The following is a 20,043-nucleotide window of genomic DNA, read 5'->3' as shown; positions in this document are numbered from 1 at the left end:
GCGTCATCGCAGCTCGGCACGCTTCGCGGACATTGACCTAGCCGAATGGGTAGTTGACCCGTGACGGGTACCCGCGCCCGATGCGCCGGGCACCGCTTCGTGATACGTATGAGGCCGATGAGGTCCCCCGACATGATCCGGCGGCTGGTCGGCCGGGAAGCCGAGGTCGAGCTGCTGACCCGGGTCCTGGACGACACCGCGGCCGGCGCCGGCGGCTGCCACGTGGTGACCGGCGCCCCCGGCATCGGCAAGTCGGCGCTGCTGCACGTCGCGGCCCGGCTGGCCGCCGCGCGCGGCATCGCCGTCGCCGCCCGCGAGGCGTTCCGGCTCGACCAGGCGGCACCCCTGGTCACCCTGGCCGGCGCGCTGCGCGAGTGCACCCCCGAGGCGCCCGCGTTCGCCTGGCTGACCCGGCAGGAACCGGAACGGGCCGATCCGCTCGGCGCGCTCCAGCGGCTGCGGGCGTCGCTGGAGGAGGCGGCCGGCGAGCGGCCCCTGCTGGTGATCATCGACGACGCCCAGTGGATGGACGAGCTCAGCGCGCTCGCCGTCCGCGAGCTGATCCCCGGGCTGGCCTCCTCGCCGGTGCGCTGGCTGTTCGCGCACCGGCCGCCGTCACCCGACGACCGCGAGACACCCGGTCACCAGCTCATGCGCTGGTTGCAGCGGGACGGCGTATCACCGATGCGCCTAGGTCTTCTGCCCGAGCGGGCCATCGCCGAGCTCAGCGTGGACGTGGTGGGCGCCGAGGTCGACAACACCGTGGTGGCGCTCGCCGCCTCCTGCCTGGGCAACCCGCTGCGGACCGAGCAGCTGCTCAAGGCGCTGGTCGCGACCGGGCAGCTGGTGGTGGCGGACCGGGTGGGCTCGGTGGTCGGCGACGATCTGCCGTCGAGCTTCGTCGACTCGGTGCGGGAGAACGTGGAGACGCTGTCCGAACCGGCGGCCTGGCTGCTGCGCTCGGTGTCGGTCCTGGCCCGCCCGTTCACCCTCGACGAGGCGGCCCGGCTGACCGGGCACAAGCCGGCCGAGCTCTATCCGCCGATCGACGAGGCGATGGCCGACTTCCTGGTCGAGGACGCGAGCGGCGGCCTGGCCTTCGGCCACGACCTGGTCCGGCAGGCGGTCTACAACACCGTGCCGCGGCTGATGCGCGAACAGCTGCACCGCGAGGCCGCGACCCTCGACCGGCCCGCCCTCGAGGTGGCCGAGCACCAGCTGCGCAGCGGCCGCTCCGGCGCGGACGACGCGGTCCGCATGGTCCGTTCGATGGCCCGCGAGATCGCCCGGGTCGCGCCCGGCGCCGCGGCCGACGTCATGCTGCGCGCGCTGGCCGCGGCCGAGCCGGGCGACCCGGGACGGCCCGCGCTGATCGCCGACACCGTGGGCTTGCTCGCCGCCGCCGCCCGGCTGGCCGAGGCGCGGGAGCTGGGCGGTCAGGTGCTCGGCGCCGGCCTCGACACCGAGACCGAGGCGCTGGTGCTGCTCGGCCTGGCCGAGGCCTGCAAGCACGGTGGCCTCAACGAGATGACCGTGCGCTACTCCGACCAGGCGCTGCGGCTCACGGGCGTCCCGCTCGCGGTTCAAGCCCGGCTTTACGCCGTACGGGCCCACGCGCTCTGCTACCTCGGCGCGCTGACCGAGGCCGACGAGTCGGGGGCCCGCTCCGACGATCTCGGGCGGCGGGCCGGCGAGTACGGGGCCGCGGTGTTCGGCCTGGCCGGGCGCAGCCTGGTCGCCTTCGCCGAGGGCCGGCTCGGCGACTCGCTGGCCCATGCCCGGGCCGCGACCGAGCTGGCCGACCGCGAGGGCGGCGAGGCGGCCCAGCGCCATCCGCGCATCTGGCTCGGCGGGGCCCTGACCGTCCTCGACGAGTTCGACGAGGCCGAGGAGGTCATCCGGGCCGGGCGCCGCGAGTCCGACCGCTCCGGCTCCTCCTGGGCCGAGCCGCTGTGGCATTACTTCCAGACCTCTTTGCTGTACGCCCGGGGCCGGCTCGAGGAGGCGGCGGTCGAGGCCGAGTCGGGTCTCGGGGTGGCCGAACGGCACAACGCGCACGCGCTGGCCATGCCGCTGCTGGGCATGCTGATACGCGTCGCCGTGCTCCGCGGCGACCTGCCGGCCGCGCAGGAACACCTCGGCCACGTACGCCGGCTGGCCGAGGGCGGTGTGACGGCCGTGCCCGAGGACGTGCTGTGGGCCGAGGCCGTCCTGATGGACGCCTGCGGCCAGACGCCGGCCGCGTTCGTGCTGCTGCGCGATTTCTACCGGACGCTGCCCGAGCGCCCGGCCCTGCTCGCCAACGACCCGGCGGCGGCGGCCGAGCTGGTTCGCATCGCCCGCGACGCCGGCCACCCGGGCGAGGCCGTGGCCGCCGTGCACGCCGCCGAACGGCTGGCCGCCGCCAACCCGGCCTCGCGATCGGCCGCGGCCGGACACGCGTACGCCGACGGCGTCCTGAACCGGAGCCTGGAGAAGCTGCTCGCGGCGGCCGACCGGTTCCGCGCGATCGGCCGGCCGCTGGCCCTGGCGGCGGTGCTCGAGGACGCGGCCCGGCTCGGCCGGGGGCCCTGGGGCGACGAGGCGCTGACCCTCTTGACGGCGGCCGGCGCCGACCGGGCCCGCCGCCGCGTACAGGACATGCTCGGCACCGGGATCGCCGTCGCACCGGCCGACACGTGCCTTCCCCAGCTCACCCCGGCCGAGCGCAAGGTGGCCCTCGAGGTCGGCACCGGCCGCACGAACATCCAGATCGCGGAGGCCCTCTACATCTCGCGGCACACCGTCGACGCGCACCTGCGCAACATCTTCACCAAGCTCGGCATCCGCCGGCGGGTCGAGCTCGCCACCCTCGTCGTGCAGGAGTGCGGCGCCCGAACCACGTGAACACGTGATGTACGAACGACGCGGGCTGACGAGGATGGCGGAGTAACCCGCCCATCACCCCCACCGCCAAGGGGACGCCGATGCCGACAGCCGCGTTCCGGACGCCGGTGCTCGTGGCCGGAGCCGGTGTCACCGGCTCGCTCACCGCACTGGAGCTGGCCCACCACGGTGTGCCCAGCATGGTCGTGGAGCGCTCCGGGGGTCCACCCCGGATCCTCGAGCCCTTGCTGGTCAACGGCCGCAACATGGAGCTGCTGCGCCGCCTCGGCCTGGCCGGCGACCTGCGCCCGGCCGGGGTCGACCCGGACGGCCCGGTCGACGTGGTCTGGGCCCGCGCCGTCGACCGGGAGCCGCTGCTGGTGTGGCGGCTGCCCTCGGTCACCGAGCTGCGCGGCACGTACGCGGCGACCGCCGACGGCACCGCGCCGATCGAGCCGTACCTGCTGATCGCCGGCTCCCGCCTGGCCGCGCGGCTGCGCCGGGCCCTGGACCATCCGCTGATCGAGCTGCGGTCCCGCTGGACCCTGACCGACCTGCGCACCGAGGCCGAGTGCGTGGTCGCCACCGTGATCGACGCCGGGTCCGGCCGGCGGCACGTGATCGAGGCGGCCTACCTGGCCGGGTGCGACGGCGCCGGCAGCACGGTACGCCGCTGCGCCGGCCTCGAGATGGACGATCTGGGCTCGGCCGCGACCTATCTGACGGTGGCCTTCCGCGACGCCGGGCTGGCCGCCCGGTGGTCGCACCCGTCGGCGGTGATCACCGGCGGCAGCACGGTCCTCACCGGGCACGACGGCGACCTGTGCGTCGCCCACCTGCCCCTGTCCGAGGGCGACGAGGCCGCCGTGGCCGACCCGGCCGGCCTGCTCGCGCAGCGGCTCGGGCTGGCCGGCGACCCACCGGAGATCATCGGGGTCGCACAGCGGGCGGGCACGCCGTCGGTGGCCCGCGCCTACCGCCGGGGCCGCGTCTTCCTGGCCGGGCAGGCCGCACACCAGGCCGAGCCGCCCGGCAACGACGTCGACACGTGCATCGGCGACGCCGTCGACCTGGGCTGGCGGCTGGCCGCCGCCGTGCACGGCTGGGCCGGCGAGCACCTGCTGGCCGGCTATCAGGCCGAGCGCCGGCGGCAGGCCCTGCTCGACCGGGAGCTGGGCCGGCGGGCCGGGCAGACCCGCAGCCGGTTCCAGCGCCTGGTGGCCTCGGGCGCCGACCGGGAGGTGCTGGTCGACATCCTGCGGCAGGAGGCGCCCCAGCTCGACCCGGCCGGCACCGGACCGGCCGGGATGACCGGCGCCCCCGGATTTCGGCCACCGGCCTTCCGGCTGGCCGGCGGTGAGCAGTTCTTCGACCGTCTCGGCCCGCAGCTCACCCTCGTCGACCTCACCGACGACCAGGGCGGCTGGCCGCTGGTGACGGCGGCCCGGGCGCGGGGCGTGCCGATGCGCCACCTGCCGATGGCCGGGGCGCCGATGCCGGCCGCCTGGTGCGGGCGACTGGTGCTGATCCGGCCCGACCAGCAGGTGGCCTGGCGGGCCGACGGGCCGCCGCCCGACTGCGACGGCGTGCTCGACCAAGTGACGGGCGTACGACACCAGTTATACGAGAACGCGTGATGCGAGGGCCGGATCACTCCGGCGACGCTCGACATCTCCCAGCGGATCAGGGATGGGACAGAGGGACGATGTCAACAACGATCATCGAGGACCTGGGGCAGACCACGATCGCCGGCTGGTACACCCGGCTCGCCGGCAACCCCTGCCCCCGGCGCAACCACTGGCAGACGAAGATCATCTACTACGAGGCCGTGGCCGAGCTCCTGGCCGGCCGGCCCGAACGTCCACTGACCTGGAAGACCATCGTCGGCGCGGTCCGGCCGCGCGGCTGCCGCAGCACGTTCTACGAGGTGACCGGGGTCCGCGCCCGGCACGCCATGGTGGGTGAGCTGATCGCCGAGGGCGGCATGCGCTCGATCGAGATCGCCCTGCGCTACCAGCGGCCCGACCCGGTCGAACAGCTCATCGACGAAACGAAGGTGTGGTCGTTCTGGCCGTACCGGCAGCACTTCGCCGAACGCGCCGCCGACCCCGGCGACTCGCCCGAACCGGTGCTGCCCGCGCTGCGCGAGGCGCTGCTGGCCTGGGCCGGCCGCTATCCGGCGCTGGCCGCGGCCAACGCGTACCGGCCGCCGGCCTGCGCGGTCGAGGACCTGGCCGTGCTGCACCGGGGGCGGCTGGCCGCCACCCGGGCCGAAAGCCGGCTCACGGAGGTTCTCCGGCACGCCCGCTGAGGCCATCATGGACACATGGCCGACCGGTTCCCGCGGCGCACCGGATGGCCGCCCGGCACGTTCCTGGGCGGCCTCACGCCGGCCGCCGCCGGCGAACTGCTCGGCCTGAGCGCCCGGCACCGCTACCAGGGCGGCCGGCCGATCCTGCGCGAGGGGGCGCTCGGATCGCACGTGGTGGTCCTCGAGAGCGGTTTCGTCAAGGTGACCACGGCCGACTTCGCGACGCTGCTCGGCCTGCGCCTGCCGGGCGAGCTGATCGGCGAGATCGGCCCGTTGACCGGCAGCCCGCGCAGCGCGACGGTGACCGCCTGCGGCACCGTCCACGCCGGCGTGGTCACCAAGGACGCCTTCGAGGAGTTCCTGCGCCGGCATCCGGCGGCCTCGACCCTGGTCATGGCGATGATCGCGCGGCAGCTGAGCTGGGCCAACCGGCGGCGCAGCGACTTCGCGGTGTACCCGGCGCCGGTGCGGCTGGCCCGGCTGCTGGCCGAGATCGCCGAGACGTGCGGGCGGGACCGGCCGGACGGCGGCGTCGAGATCACGGTGCCGCTGAGCCACCCCGAGCTGGCCGCGATGATCGCGGTGTCCCGGGCGACGGTGCAGAACGCCGTGCAGGAGTTGCGGGCGGCCGGGCTGATCGCCACCGCGTACCGGCGGATCGTCGTGCTCGACCAGGCGGCGCTCGCCGCTATCGGGTTCGGACCCTCTTCTATCGAGCCCGGCCCCTCGGGACCAGACGCGTGATCGGCATCGGCGGGGCCGGCAGGGGCGGGCCGTCGTAGCCGTGGACCTCGCCGAAGCGGGGCGTGTGATCGGCCCAGTCGGCGCGCATCTGCACGATCTCGTCGTGATCGCGGGCCACGAAGTTCCACCACATGACCAGGCGTTCCGCGAAGGGCTCGCCGCCGAGCAGGAGCAGGCGGGAAGCCGACGAGGCGGACAGGCGCAGGGATCGGCGGCCGTCACCGGCGTACAGCAGAGGACCTGGCTTGAGGGTGGTGCCGTCGACCGTGGGAGCGCCGTCGAGGGTGAGGAGCGCGTATTCGAAGGCGGGATCGAGGGGCAGGTCGACCTCGGCGCCCGCGTCGAGGCTCAGCTCGGCCCCGATCAGCGGGGTGTGGGTAACGGCCGGTGAGGTGACGCCCTCGAACGAGCCCATCAGGACGGTCACGGCGAGGCCGTCCCGGGTGACGACGGGCAGATCGTCGTGGTGGGCGAAGGCCGGGGCCATGTCCCGTACGGCATGAGGCAGCGCGACCCAGAGCTGAACGCCATGCAGGATCGGGGAATGGCCGGCCGGAGTCTCCTCGGAATGGGCGATGCCGCGACCGGCGGTCATGAGGTTGAGCTGGCCCGGGCGGATCTCCTGCACCGAGCCGAGGATGTCGCGGTGCAGCACCTCGCCGGCGAGCAGCCACGTGACGGTCTGCAGGCCCGTGTGCGGGTGCGGGGCGACGCGCATCCCGGGGGTTCCGGTGAGGTCGACCGGTCCGTACGCGTCGAGGAAGCACCAGGCGCCGACCATGCGCCGGCCCTTGGCGGGCAACAGGCGGGTGACGGCGAAACCGCGGGGGCCGCCGAGCGCGACGGGTGTTCCTTCGAGCAGCTCGCTCATGGGCAGAGTTTAAATGCGAGACGGCGGTGGGGCGCGCTCCCACCGCCGCCTCTCCCGGCCACGCCGCGCAGAAGTTCCCTCACACCGTCATGGGGGGCAAGTCGGTGTGAGAGCCCTGAGTTAGCGCGGTGGCGACCGTTGGAAACGGGGGCGTGGTCGCCGGCCGGGGCTGGGGAGGTCTGTGTGCCTTGCTCATCCACCGTGACATCCGATAGCACCAAGATCCGTGAAAAGCCACGGTGGCCTTCGCCACTTTGTTACCAGTGGGTAGCCCTAAAGAGGTCCTCAATACGTGTTTAAGAGTGCCTTAAGTTGAGCGATCACCTTTGAACCCCATCCCGTGGTTGTCCGTACTCTCCCTCGACGAACCACGCCCCGAGCCTCGGGGAGCGCTCCCGGGGGCGGTAGCGCTGTTCGCAAATCCGTGGTTAACCTTCCACATCCACCGCGTGGGAGGGGACGATCCGGGCACGCGTGACAGACGGGGGGCAGCATGCCGCGAGGGGTCGCCTCATGAGTTTCGAGGACGACGAATACTGGGACGAGGAGTACTCCGAGTACTCCCTCGTGCCGAACGCGGCCGTCGTTCAGGAGCGTCCCTTCGTACGGCGCAACGGCCCCGAGCCGGTGATACCCACCAAGCGCTCGGCCAGCGACGAGGACACACCGGTCGACGAGCTCGCGGCCCGCCGCCAGCGCCGGGCCGCCTTCGACACCCAGCGCCCGAGCTGGCTGGACGACCCGGACTTCGCCCCCGTGGACACGTCCCAGCCCAACCTGGCCGGCGACGACTTCGACGACGTCGACTTCAATCGCCCCGAACTCGGCGCCGACTTCGAGAACCCGGAGTTCCCCATCGCCGACGGCGGCGCCCGCCGCCACGACAGCAACCTGCACGACGACATCGACGAGCCGTTCGACCACCGCGACCTGGTCGCCTACGGCCACGGCCCCGAACCGGGCGCCGTCACGGTCGGCTGGGACGAGGACTACTCGGAGCCCACCCCCGAACGCCGCCCCGGAAGCCGCTGGCGCCGCCTGGCCGGCAAGGCCGCCCCGCCGGAGAGCCGCAAGCGGGGGCGGGGCCGCCCCGCCGATCCCTCGCCCTCCCCTTCCCCCGAGCGGACACCCTCCCCTTCTCCCGAGCGGGCGCCCTCCCCTTCTCCCGAGCGGACACCCTCCTCGGACGGCCGTGGGCCGGCGCCTTCGCCGCGCCCCGCTCAGCAAGGTGGCCGGCGCACCGAGGGCGACATGCGGCCCGCGGCGAGCGGCCGCGCCCGCGTACCGGAGGCACCGGCGCCGGGCGACCCCATGGACCTCTACCGCCGCCCCGGCCAGGAGCGCCCGCGCCGGGTGGCCGACGGCGACGGCACCGTCCGCGGCGACCGGCCCAACCGGCCCGCGGAGTCCTCGGAGGACCGGGCGGCACCGAACCGCGGCCGCCCCTACGACTCCTACGGCGACCCACGCCGCCGCGCCGACGACCCGCGTCGCGCTCCGAACGACTCTCGCCGGCAGGACGGTTACTACGCCCCCGGCTTCCCCGTCGACGAGCGCGGCCGCCGCACCGACATCCCCTCCGCCGACCCACGTGCACGCCGCGACGCCCCCATCGACGAGCGCGGGCGCCGTACCGACGCCCCCGCCGACGAACGTGCGCGCCGGACCGGTGACCCCACCGACGAGCGTGCGCGCCGCAGCGGTTTCCCCACCGACGATCGCGGGCGCCGCACCGGCGAACGCACCGCGATGATCTGGGACGAGCCACCCCACCGCGACGACGCGGACCCACGCGACCCTCGCCGCAGCTACGAGGACGACTACCGCGGCAGCTCCCGCCGCCGAAGCGACCGCGTCAGCTTCGACCTCGACGACCGTTTCGAGCTCGACGAGCGTTACCCGGCCGACCGCCACCCCGCCGACGACCCGCGCGACCGCCCGGACCGCCGGCGCCACTCCGACCGCCGCCAGGCTCCCGCCTACGACGACTACTACCCGGCCGACGCCTCCAACGACCGGCGCCCAGCCGACGCGTACGACGACCGCCGCCGGGCCGAGACCTACGACGGCCGCTATCCCGCCGAAGCCCGTCCCGCCGAGACCTACGACGGCCGCTATCCCGCCGAAGCCCGTCCCGCCGAGACCTACGACGGCCGCTATCCCGCCGAAGCCCGTCCCGTCGAGGCCTACGACGACCGCCGTCCCGCCGAGGCCCGTCCTGTCGAGGCCTACGACGACCGCCGTCCCGTCGAGGCTTACGACGATCAGCGCTCGTGGCCCTCGCAGGCGGCCGACGGGCGGCGCCCCTGGCCGGCCGAGCACGACCCGCTGGACGAGCGCTGGCCCGCCGAGGCCGGCGACTCGCAGAACTGGCCCGCCGAGGAGCCGGCCGCTCGCGGCCCCCGCACCATCGACGGCGAGATCCTCGACGACCGCCCCGCCCGCACGATCGAGGGCGAGATCGTCGCCGACCGCCACCGCGACGAACCGGAGGCAGCCCGACCCGAGCCGGACCGGGTTCCCGCCACCACCGCACCGAGCGACGAAAGCCACGAGCCCGCTTCCCAGGACTCGCCCGACGACGCCACCCCCAGCGGACCGAACGACAACCCGCGCGTCCTCAGCAAGGCGTCCCCACCCGCGCCCCCAAAGGTGATCGGCAAGGAGACGCCGCCCCCCACTCCACGCGTGGTCAAGGCCGACCCACCCACGGCCCCTCGCGTCGTAGGCACCCACGCCCCCACCCCCGCCGCACGGGTCGTAAGCCCACCGCCGGCCGCACCCGTGACCCCGCCGCAGCCGACCCCGCAACAGCCCGCGGCCACCACACACCAGCAGCCCCCCGCTGCCCCGCCACCGGCACACCAGCAACCCGCGGCTGCCCCGCCACCGGCACACCAGCACCCCGCCGCTGGTCAGCCCGGCGTGAACCAGCAGCCCGCGGCTGTCCCGCCACCGGCCCGCCAGCAGCCCGCGGCTGTCCCGCCACCGGCCCGCCAGCAGCCCGCGGCTGTCCCGCCACCGGCCCGCCAGCAACCCACCGTCGCCCAACCCGGTGCACACCAGTACCCCGCGGCGGCCCAGCCGGGAACACACCAACGGTTTGAGGCGCCCCAGCCTGGGGCGCACCAGCAACCCGCCGCCGCCCAACCGGTTGTGCACCAGCAGCCCGCAGCTCCCCAGCAGGGAGCACACCAACGCCCTGAGCCAGTCCAGCCTGGGGCACACCAGCAACCCGCCGCCGGCCAGCCCGGAGCACATCAACGGCCTGAAGCTTGGGCACACCAGCAGCCCGCCGCCGGCCAGCCCGGCGTGGACCAGCAGTCGGGGGCACATCAACGGCCTGAAGCAGGCCAGCCTGGAGTACACCAGCAACCCGCCGCCAGCCAGCCCAGCGCGAACCAGCAAAGTGCCGCCAGCCAACCGGGGTCACACCAATGGCCGGCAACAATCCAGCCCGGAACACACCAGCAACCGGCCGCGAGTCAGCCGGGCGCCCACCAGCAACCGGCCGCGAGTCAGCCGGGCGCCCACCAGCAACCGGCCGCGAGCCAGCCGGGCGCGCACCAGCAGCCTGCCGTTGGTCAACCGGGGGTTCACTCGCAGCCTGCGGCCGCTCAGCCGCAGCGGCCGGCTGCTGCCGTACCTCCGCCGGCTGCCCCGGGTGGTGCCGCGCCGCACACCGGCCATGCCGCAGGCGTCGAGACCAGCGCCTCGTCGCCGGCGCGAGCCGGCGCGGACGATGCCGGAACCAACACCGGCGGGCCGCAGCCAACGTCGGCCATGGCTCCGACGCAGCCTCTCGGTCCCGCGCGCGCTCCGCTCGACGCCGACCACGGCACCGACGGACAGCACGCTCACCGCGAGCCGGCCCACCGTCCGCCGTCGTCACCACAGGCTCCGCCGGCCGCCGGCCGGGTCACCGCCGCGCCCGCGCCACCGCCGGCCGGCGGTGGCTCCCCCGCGACCACGAACTCGCGCCTCGGCCTCCCGCCGCAGCAGCAGGACGGTTCGGCCCAGGCGTTCGACGGTCCTCACCCTGGCTACGGCACTCAGGAGCACCGCCCTCGCCGCAGCCCGCGCACCGCGCACGTCATGCTCTCCGAGTCGGACGGCCCGTGGTCCATGGTCGCCGACCAGGCACCTCCGCCGGCCCTGCCCACGACCGGCCTCACGCCGCCGGTCTCCCCCGCGGCCCCACGGCCGCCGGCGGACCACCAGGCGCCTTCGGCCGCCCCAGCCGCCCCTGTCACTCCGGCCATCTCTTTCCCCGGCGCCGGGCACCAGCCGCCAGCCCCGGCGCAGGACCTCGCTCCGCAGTCCTACGCCGGTCCGGGACCGCAGCCCTACCCCCAACCGCCGGCCGTCCCACACGCCGCGCCGCAACACCACCCGCAGCACAGCACCCCGCCCCAGCCCCACCCGACGCACGGCAGCGCCACCCAGCAGGCCCACCCCATTCCGGGCAGCGCCGCGCAGCAAGCCCGCCCGGGTCACGGCATCGCCGCGCAGCAGGCCCATCCCACGAACGGCAGCAGCGCCCAACAGGCCCACCCGGGACACGGCAGCACCCCGCAGCAAGCCCACCCGGGACACGGCAGCAGCGCGCAACAGGCCCACCCGGGACACGGCAGCACCCCGCAGCAGGCCCACCCGACGCAGGGCAGCACCGCGCAGCAAGCCCACCCGGGACACGGCATCGCCGCACAGCAACCCCATCCCATGCAGGGCAGCGCCGCGCAGAAAGCCCAGCCGCTGCACGGCAACGCCCCGCAACAGCCCTCGGCTCAGGGCAACGCCGCGCAGCAGCCCTACCCGGCCCACAGCAGCGCCCCGCAGCTGCCCGACCAAGGGCGGGGCAGCGTCCCGCAGCAGCCTCCGGGGCAGAGCGGCGTCCCGCAGCATTCCCAGCTGGGGCAGGGCGGCGTCCCCCGGCAGGCTGGTCCGGTTCAGCCGGCCCCGGTGCCTCAGGGCTCGCCGGCTGGTCAACGGCCACCGGTCAACGCGCCGCAGAGTTACACCCAACCGGGCGCTTCGCCGCAGCCGGAACCGGCGTCACAGAACCAACCGGCGAACGGCACGCGGTCCACGGGCCCGACGGCGTACGCGCAACCGGATCCTCTGCACCAGGCGCGTTCTCCGCAGGACGTCCACCGGCAGGTTCAGCCGAACCAGCACCCGGCCCCGCAGGTACCCGCGCCCGATGCTGTTCGTGCGCCTCAAACCGGCGGGCGAGTGGAGCCCTCTCCCTGGGCGCCCAGTGGTGCTGCGGGTGCACCGGCTGTTTCCGCCGATCCTTCGGCTCCGCCGGTGCCCGGTGGACCGATCGCACCGACGTCCGCGCCGCCGGGCGTCGATGACGATCCGACCGCCTATCGGCCTGTGCCGACCGGGTCGGCGGCGAGCGGGCCGATGCCGTCGCGTTCTGCTTCGCCGGGTTCGCCTGCCGCGTGGCCGCCGCCCTCGGCAGCTCACGCCCAGAACTCGGTCCCGCCCACGCCCGCCGCGGCACCAGGCCGACCCGTGCCGGATCAGATGGCGCACGGCCGGACCACGCCCGGTCAGACAGCGTCTGTTCAGCCCGGTCAGGCTGCCGGCGGTTGGGCGGCGCCGGTCCAGGCCGAAGCTTCCACGCCCGCGGCTCGGCCGGGGTCCCTCGGTGATGTGCGGCCGGTGCCGGGTGGGCCGATCTCGCCGGCTGGCGGGTCTCGGCCGACGTCGCTTGCTTCGGCGCCGGTCAGCGCGCCGGCAGCTGCTGGTGGTGGTGGTGCTCAGGGGACCGCGCCGACGGTTCCGGCGCAGCGCCCGCCCGCAGACAGCCCGGCTCCGCAGTCAGCCGGGGACGGCCGGGCTCCGCAGTCAGCCGGGGACGGCCAGGGTCCACAGACAGCCGGGGACGGTCGGGGTCAGCAGTCAGCCGGGAACGGCCAGGGTCCACAGACAGCCGGGGACGGCCAGGGTCAGCAGTCGCCGCCGGCGTGGCCTAGCGCTGGGCGGCGGCCGGAATCAGGTACCGCGCGGCATGCCGGGCCGGCGCGAGCCGAGGACGACGGTGCCCCCGCGGCCGAGAAGCCGGGCGAGCAGCGGCTGGGTGCGCATGCCGCGCCGTACATGGATCCGGATGGGACGCTGCACAACCTGCGGCCGATCGCCCGGCTCGAGGTGTCCGGGCCGGACGCGCAGCCACCGCGTCCCGCCGATACCGAGTTCGGCGGCATGTGGTTCACCTCCAAGGCCGAGCCGGACGCGGGCCCCGCGCCGGCCGCGACCGAGGCCGTCAGCGACACCGCAGCCGTGACAGGTACGGCCGCCGGCAGCTCAGCGGCCAGCGGCACCACGGCAGGCGACGCAGCCGCCGACAGCGGCGAGCCCGCCAGCAGCCCGGAGGCCGCCGGTCGGGAGCCCGCCACCCACCCCGGAACGGCGCCCACCAACGGCGCGGAGCCCATGGGCGACGACACATCGCCCCAGACCGCCGCTGAGCGGGACGACAAACCGGTGCTGAAGCGGTCCAGTGACGGCGTGGTCATCGATCTCGACGTCACCAGCCTCTTCCGTGCCATGGCCCTGGGCAATGTCGCCGACGTGGGGCCTTCGGTCGACGGGGAACCGGGCGACAGCACTGACGGGCCGTCGACGATGGATGCGGAGGTTGTTCGCAAGCGGATCGAGCAGCGGATGCTCGCCGAGGCCGCCGAGCGGCGGCGGGAGCCGGAGCCCGAGCCCGAGCGGCCCACGCTGTCCGCGGCTGACCTGGAGGCGATCCGGTGGCGGCTCGACGGTGGCACCCTGCGGGAGGTCGTCGAGGACCGGGAGGCGCTGCGGGAGCTGGGCGAGAAGCTTGACGGGCCGCTGGCCGACGAGGTCGACAACGTCGCCAAGGCCGGGCTTCTGAGCGTACGGGCGGAGGTGTACCGCCTGCTCGGTGAGCTCGGCATGGCCGCCGCCGCCAGCCGGCTCGCTCTGGCGCACGCCGAGTCGGCCCGGGACGTGCAGTCGATGGTCATCGCTCAGGCCGAGCTCGCGCACATTCTGCGGTTGCGGCGCGACTTCAAGGAGGCGGACCGCCTCTTCGCGAAGGCCACCTCCGATGACGTTCCCGAGCTTCTGCGCAGCGTCGTGCACGAGAACGCCGGCCGCAGCTGTTACGACCAGGGCCGTCACATGGAGGCTTTGGACCATTTCGCCAAGGCCGTACGTCTGGGCCGGCCCGACGACAGCGAGCTCGCCGCCCGCGTCGGCGTCTGCCTGGAGGCCGTCTACATCCATGTCCTGCGCGACGGCTGGGGCCCGTACCCGCGCAGCCGCGAGGACATCCTCGGCGTACAAAAAGAAGGCGTACAGACAGAAAACGTACAAAAAGAACCTGAGAAGGAAAAAGAACCGGCCGCCTTCGACGAGCCCACCGCCGAGCAGCCGATCGTCAGGCGTAGTTAGCCGAGGTCGACGGCCGCACCCGGTCCACGTTCTGCCGGGCCGCGGCCGGGTGGGCCATGGCCGTGCGGCCCCGGCCGCCCGACTTGGCCTCGTACAGGGCCGTGTCCGAAGCCTTTATCAGCTCGTCGCCCGTTTCCGCGTGGTCGGGCAGCAGCGCGATGCCGATGCTCAGCCCGGGCGGCCCGCCCGGCAGGCCGTCCATCCCGTCCAGCGCCGCCCGCACGTCGTCGGCCGCCCGGCGGGCCGCCATCCGGTCCGTGCGGAGCAGCACCACGAACTCGTCGCCGCCGAGGCGGGCCACCACGTCGTCGGGACCGGTCGCCGTACCGCAAAGTGCCTTTGCCACATGTTGCAGCGCTCGGTCGCCGACCGCGTGGCCCCAGGTGTCGTTGATCTTCTTGAAGTAGTCGATGTCGACCGTGAGCAGGGCCAGCGGGCTGTCGGTGCGGTGTGACCAGGACACCGCGCGGGCGAGCTCGCTGTCGAAGGACCGCCGGTTGGCCACGCCGGTCAGCGGGTCGGCCAGGGCCTGCGTCTCCAGCACCTCACGCAGCGTGTCGTTGCGCCGGCGCAGGCTGTAGACGACGACCATGGTCAGCCCGAACGCCACCGTCAGCGAGAACCAGTCGGAGAGGGCGTGCCCCGTCGTGAGCACCCGGAAGGCCACCGACGCGTGAGCCAGGGAGATCACGGCCAGGGTGACGGCCATGAGCCGGCGGCTCAGGAAGTTGGCCGAGTACAGCACCGGCCACAGATAGAACAGCTGGGCGCCGGTGCTGGCGTCGGCGGAGAGCTGGTTCAGGGTCGTGATGAGCGCGGTCGCGAAGAACGGCGCGATCAGCCACCAGCTGTGCGGCACCTTCTCGGGCCGGCGCAGGCACATCAGCCCGCCGACGACCAGGAACGTACAGATGACGATGGTGGCGATGACCCAGCCGAGCGGCCGCGAGCCGGGCAGGACGACGCAGGTGACGAAGTTGGCGGGAGCGGCCGCCAGCATCAAATACGCGACACTCCGGGCAGCGCCCGGCTTGTCGCGGATGCGGAACGGCACTCACGTCCTCCTCGTCTCCCTTGACCCTTCGGCGAGGACCGCCTGTTCCTGAGTCTTGTCCCGTCCCGCCAGCGTCACTCCGGCACTGGCCAGCGTCACCAGCACCAACGCTACGAGTTCGGCGCCACCCAGCCGCTGACCGAGGATGATCAGCCCGGCCACGGCCGCCGCGGCCGGTTCGAGGCTCATCAGGATCCCGAAGACCTGGGTCGGGATCTTGCGGAGCGCGTGGATCTCCAGGCCATAGGAGAGTACGGACGAGAGCAGCGCCACCGCGGTCGCCGCGATCAGCCATGACGGGTGACCGGCCAGAGCCGGCACGGCGCCACCGCCGAACGGCAGCGCGATCAGGGCCGCGACCGACAACGACACCGTGAGGCCACCGGCGCCCGGCACGAGACCGCCGAGGCGGGCGCTGCACACGATGTAGCCGGCCCAGAACAGCCCGGCCAGGAAGGCCAGGAGCAGCCCGGTGATCGGGGCCGAGCCGCCGTTGTCCAGGCCGAGCAGCAGGACACCACCGGCCGCCATCAGGGCCCACAGCAGGTCGAGCAGCCGCCGCGTCTGCACGAGCGCGAGCAGCAGCGGGCCGAGGAATTCTACGGTGACCGCGATGCCCAGCGGCACGGTGCGGATCGCCTGGTAGAAGATCAGGTTCATGCCGGCCATCACGACGCCGAGCAGCGCCGCCGCCAGCCAGGCCGGCCGGCTCCACGACCGGATCCGGGGCCGGGTGACCACGGCGAAGATCACCGCGGCCAGGGCCAGCCGGAGGAACGTCACCCCGTTGGCGCCCAGGTCGTCGAAGAGCCCGTGCGCGATCGAGCTGCCCACCTGCACCGAGGCGATCGCCGTGAGGACGAGCAGCGGCGCCGGCGGTTCCCGTCTCATGCGGCTCAGCCTTCCCGACGCCACCGCCGCGACCGCAGCCGCCCGGTCACTCTGTGCGCAAGGCGACAACGGGGTCGAGCTTGCCCGCCCGCTGCGCCGGCACCACGCCGAAGACGATGCCGACGGCCGCCGACACCCCGAAGGCCAGCGTCAACGACCACCACGTGATCGCGGCCGGCACCGGCGACAGCCGATCCACGAGAAGGGCGGAGGAAATTCCCAAGGCCATTCCCAGTACGCCACCAAGAGTCGTCAGAAGCACGGCCTCCAACAGGAACTGCACGCCGATGTCGCGCGGCCGGGCGCCGACGGCCTTCCGCAGCCCGATCTCCCGGGTCCGCTCCCGCACCGACACCAGCATGATGTTGGAGACGCCGACCCCGCCCACGAGCAGGCTGATCCCGGCGATCGCGGCCAGCACGCCGGTGAGCACCCCGAGGATGTCGCCGAGCACCCCGAGGATCTGCTCCTGGGTGACGGCGCTGAAGTCCGACTCGGGATGCCGGTCGCTGAGCGCGGCCACCACCGCCGTCCCGAGCGCGCCGATCCGCTCCCGGTCCGGCGCCCGGATGGCCAGCCCGTCGATCCGGTCGGTGCCGAGCAGCCGCTGCGCCGCCGTGACCGGCACGTGCACCTCGCTGTCCCGGTCGACGCCGAGGCTCTGTCCCAGCCGTTCGAACGTCCCGATCACCCGGAACCGCACCCCGCCGATGGTGACCTGCCGCCCGATCGGATCCCGGTCCCCGAAAAGCGACGTCGCCACACCGGCCCCGAGCACAGCCACCCGCCGCCCGGTCGTCACATCCGTACGCGTCAGATAAGACCCTCGATCAAGCTTCCGTACGAACACCGTGGGAGTGGTCTCCAGCACCCCCTGCATGCTCGCGAAGGCGGACCGCGACCCGGCCCGAACCGTCTCCCCCGAACTGATGGTGACCGCCACCCGATCGCGATCCCCCACCACCCGGGTGACGGCGTCCACGTCATCCATGGTCAGCGTCGAGGCGGTGGGCGCCGCCCCCGCTTGGAGCCGCCCCGGAACCACAAGTAGGAGATTGCTGCCGAGCCCTTCCACCTGCTGCTCGATCTGCCGCTTGGTCCCGGTGCCGATCGCCACCAGAGCCACCACGGCCGCCACCCCGATGACCACACCGAGCATGGTCAGCACACTGCGCAGCCGATTGGCCCGCAGCGCGTCGATAGCCACCCGCCACGCCTCAGCCAGCCTCACTGGCCCTCCCCCACCGGCCGCGAGCGCGGGCTGTCCGGACGATCCGGCTCTCGCTGAACACCGGCTCGCCCCAGATCACGAGGCTCAGGCGAAATATCGGACGCGGGCGAAATCTCCGGCCGGGAGGAAGTGCCCCGCGCGGGCGAAATGTCCGGCGACGAGGAGGTGCGCGGCGTGGGCGAAATGTGCGGCAGGGAGGAAAGACGTGGCGCGGGCGAAGAGTCCGGCAAGGCGGAAGTGCCCGGCGTAGGCGAAATGTCCGGGTCGGCGGAGGGGCGCGAGGTGGGTGAAAGGTCCGGCAAGGGAGAAGGACTTGGCGCGGGCGAAGGGTCCGGCAAGGGAGAAGGGCTTGGCGCGGGCGAAATGTCCGCAAAGGAAGAGGGGGCCTGCGGAAATGAAGGGCTCGACGTAGGCGAGATGTCCGGCGACAAGGAGAAGGCGGGCGGCGCCGGAGGAGGCGAGGGCAAGGGCGACGCGGGCGAAGGCGACGAAGAACCGGCTCCGGGCGATGTGGGTGGGGGCGAGGGTGAAGAGACAGAAGCGGCCGTTTCAGGCGGCGAGGGTGGGGCGGGTGGGGGGTCGACGATCAGGCCGTCGCGCATGAGGATCTGGCGGTGGGCTCGGGCGGCTACGTCTCTGTCGTGGGTTACCAGGACTATGGCTACGCCGTCGGCGTTCAGGGACTCCAGGAGGGTCAGCACCGACTGGCCTGTGGTGGAGTCCAGGTTGCCGGTGGGCTCGTCGGCCAGGAGGACCGAAGGGCCGGTCACCAAGGCTCGGGCGATGGCCACCCGCTGCTGTTCGCCGCCGGACATCTGGTTGGGGCGATGGTCCAGGCGGTGGGCCAGGCCTACCCGTTCCAGCATCTCCGCGGCTCGGGCCCGGCGTTCGCGGCGGCCCACCCCGCGGTAGACCAGGGGTAGCGCCACGTTGTCGCGGGCTGTGGTTCGGGCCAGCAGGTGGAAGGACTGGAAGACGAAGCCGATCGTCTCGTTGCGCAGGCGGGCCATCTCGGCCGGGTTCAGGGTCGACACGTCCCGGCCGCCGATCAGCAGCTTGCCGCCGCTGGGGCGGTCCAGGCCGCCCAGCAGGTGCATCAGCGTCGACTTGCCCGAGCCGGAGGTTCCCACGATCGCCACGTAGTCGGTCGCCGAGACCGTCAGTGACACCCCGCGCAGCGCCGGCACCGAGACGCCGTCCAGGTCGTAGGTGCGGCTGACGTTCTCGGCCACGATGGCGGCGGGGGCGGTCACGGCGCCTTGTCGCCGGGCTGGATCTCGTCGGCGCCGGAGACGGCGATCCGCTGGCCGGCGTTCAGGCCGTCGGTGATCTGGACGACGTCCTCGCCCTGCACGCCCAGGGTGACCGGCACCCGCTCGTACCGGTCGCCGCGGACCGTCCAGACGGTGTCCTTGCCGTCGACGCTGATGATCGCCGAGGCCGGCACCGTCACCGCGTCGTCGGCCTCGCGCACCTGGAGGCGGACGACGGCGCTCATCCCGGGGCGCGGGGTGGGCGCGTCGGTGCCGGCCGTGTCCAGGTCGAGGCGGACCTTGTACGAGACGCCGCCCCGCGCGGACGTCGTCGGGAGCAGGTCGATCGAGCGGACCTTGGCCCGGTACGAGGCGCCCGTGGCCGCGTCCAGCTCGACGGTCGCGGCGGTGCCGGCCTTGACCAGCAGGACGTCCGTCTCGTCGACCTCGGCGGTCAGGCCCAGCCTGCTCACGTCGACCACCGTGAGGATCGGCGTGCCGGCGGCCACGAAAGCACCCCGCGGCACGGCCTCGTCCACGCCGGGAAGAGGAGAACCGCCGGGAAGAGATGAACCACCGCCAGGAGAGGAACCGGGAGGGGCGCCACCGGACAGCAGGTCGGTGAGGGGGCTGCCGCCGCTAGCCACGCCGCCGAGCTGCACGACGCCGGCGACCGGGGCGCGCAGCGTCAAAGCCTCGACGGCGGCGTCGGCCAGGTCGTACGCCTGCTCGGCCTGCAGCCGCTGGGCCGAGGACAGGGAGTTCACCGCCTCGCCCAGGGACGCCACGCCCTGCTGGACCGAGCGGAGAGCGGCCGCCGCCGCGGCCGAGGCCAGGTTGTACTGCCGGCGGGCCGCGTCGACCTGCTGCGACAGCGCCTGGCGGAGAGCCGGGTCGGTGATCTGGGCCGCCGCCGCTCGAGCTTCCTGGTACGCCTTCTCGGCGTTGGTGTCCGTCTGGTGGCGTACAGCAATAAATGCCGAGGTGTCACCCACCGTGACCGAACCGCCGGAGCTCTGCTCGACGGCGCGTTCCGCGGCGCGCCGGCGGGCCTCCAGCTCGGGAGAGTCGATCACGGCGACCACCTGGTCCTTCGAGACCTGCTGGCCGGCCTCGACGCGCAGTTCGGCCAGGGTGCCGGAGGCGGGAGCGCTGACCGTGGCGGCGGCACGGGCCGTCACCGAGCCCGGTGCCTCGACGATTTCGGCCACTGTGCCGAGGGTGGCCTGGCCGAGACCGACCCCACTCTTGTCGTCGCCGCACGAGGCGGCCGTGGAGCTGACCAGGAAGATCATCGCGGCGGCGATCACCAGGGGGCGTGAGCGGGTCACGCCCGCCACTCTATGCCGCGGCGGGAAATGAACCCCCTGAGCCGCCGGATCCGTA

The 20,043-nt window shown here is 73.8% G+C and carries 10 protein-coding genes and 1 pseudogene; 5 read left to right on the top strand and 6 right to left on the bottom strand.

From position 1 onward, the window contains the following. Window positions 1–132: 132 nt before the first annotated feature. The 4 genes from AB0C26_RS29725 to AB0C26_RS29710 all read left to right on the top strand — a co-directional run bounded on the left by AB0C26_RS29725 (window position 133) and on the right by AB0C26_RS29710 (window position 5,920). On the top strand, window positions 133–2,886 hold the full coding sequence (locus AB0C26_RS29725; protein WP_360254190.1) for an AAA family ATPase: 2,754 nt from the start codon (window positions 133–135) through the stop codon (window positions 2,884–2,886). 80 nt (window positions 2,887–2,966) lie between these two features. Next, window positions 2,967–4,502 carry an FAD-dependent monooxygenase gene (locus AB0C26_RS29720; RefSeq protein WP_360254188.1) on the top strand — a complete coding sequence of 512 codons (1,536 nt, stop codon included), beginning with the start codon at window positions 2,967–2,969 and terminating at the stop codon, window positions 4,500–4,502. Between the two features lie 68 nt (window positions 4,503–4,570). Then, a complete protein-coding gene (locus AB0C26_RS29715) occupies window positions 4,571–5,176 on the top strand; it encodes a hypothetical protein (protein ID WP_360254186.1) in 606 nt (201 codons plus the stop codon). A 15-nt stretch (window positions 5,177–5,191) separates the two neighbouring features. Then, window positions 5,192–5,920 carry a Crp/Fnr family transcriptional regulator gene (locus tag AB0C26_RS29710; RefSeq protein ID WP_360254184.1) on the top strand — a complete coding sequence of 243 codons (729 nt, stop codon included), beginning with the start codon at window positions 5,192–5,194 and terminating at the stop codon, window positions 5,918–5,920. Here the strand turns inward: AB0C26_RS29710 and AB0C26_RS29705 are convergent. Then, entirely contained in the window at window positions 5,886–6,791 is a 906-nt protein-coding gene (locus AB0C26_RS29705; protein ID WP_360254182.1) for a pirin family protein, read from the bottom strand. The two genes, AB0C26_RS29710 and AB0C26_RS29705, sit on opposite strands and share 35 nt — an antisense overlap. A gap of 513 nt (window positions 6,792–7,304) precedes the next feature. Here AB0C26_RS29705 and AB0C26_RS29700 point away from each other — a divergent pair. After that, a complete protein-coding gene (locus tag AB0C26_RS29700) occupies window positions 7,305–14,228 on the top strand; it encodes a hypothetical protein (protein WP_360254180.1) in 6,924 nt (2,307 codons plus the stop codon). Here AB0C26_RS29700 and AB0C26_RS29695 read toward each other — a convergent pair. The 5 genes and pseudogenes from AB0C26_RS29695 to AB0C26_RS29675 form a co-directional block, all read right to left on the bottom strand. Beyond that, window positions 14,215–15,282: a GGDEF domain-containing protein gene (locus tag AB0C26_RS29695; protein ID WP_360254178.1), complete on the bottom strand. Its 1,068-nt coding sequence runs from the start codon at window positions 15,280–15,282 to the stop codon at window positions 14,215–14,217. The two genes, AB0C26_RS29700 and AB0C26_RS29695, sit on opposite strands and share 14 nt — an antisense overlap. Next, on the bottom strand, window positions 15,283–16,173 hold the full coding sequence (locus AB0C26_RS29690; protein WP_360254176.1) for an EamA family transporter: 891 nt from the start codon (window positions 16,171–16,173) through the stop codon (window positions 15,283–15,285). Between the two features lie 46 nt (window positions 16,174–16,219). Then, window positions 16,220–17,404: an ABC transporter permease gene (locus tag AB0C26_RS29685; RefSeq protein WP_360254174.1), complete on the bottom strand. Its 1,185-nt coding sequence runs from the start codon at window positions 17,402–17,404 to the stop codon at window positions 16,220–16,222. Window positions 17,405–17,985: 581 nt separating this feature from the next. Then, window positions 17,986–18,657: pseudogene (locus AB0C26_RS29680) on the bottom strand (ABC transporter ATP-binding protein); the annotation flags it as partial. Continuing rightward, window positions 18,654–19,988, bottom strand: coding sequence for an efflux RND transporter periplasmic adaptor subunit (locus tag AB0C26_RS29675; RefSeq protein WP_360254172.1), 1,335 nt, complete (start codon window positions 19,986–19,988; stop codon window positions 18,654–18,656). The gene AB0C26_RS29675 and the pseudogene AB0C26_RS29680, both read right to left, overlap by 4 nt. Between the last annotated feature and the right edge of the window lie 55 nt (window positions 19,989–20,043).

The sequence above is a fragment of the Actinoplanes sp. NPDC048796 genome (genome assembly GCF_040650035.1).
GTDB lineage: Bacteria > Actinomycetota > Actinomycetes > Mycobacteriales > Micromonosporaceae > Actinoplanes.
This window is presented reverse-complemented; position numbering and strand designations above follow the sequence as displayed.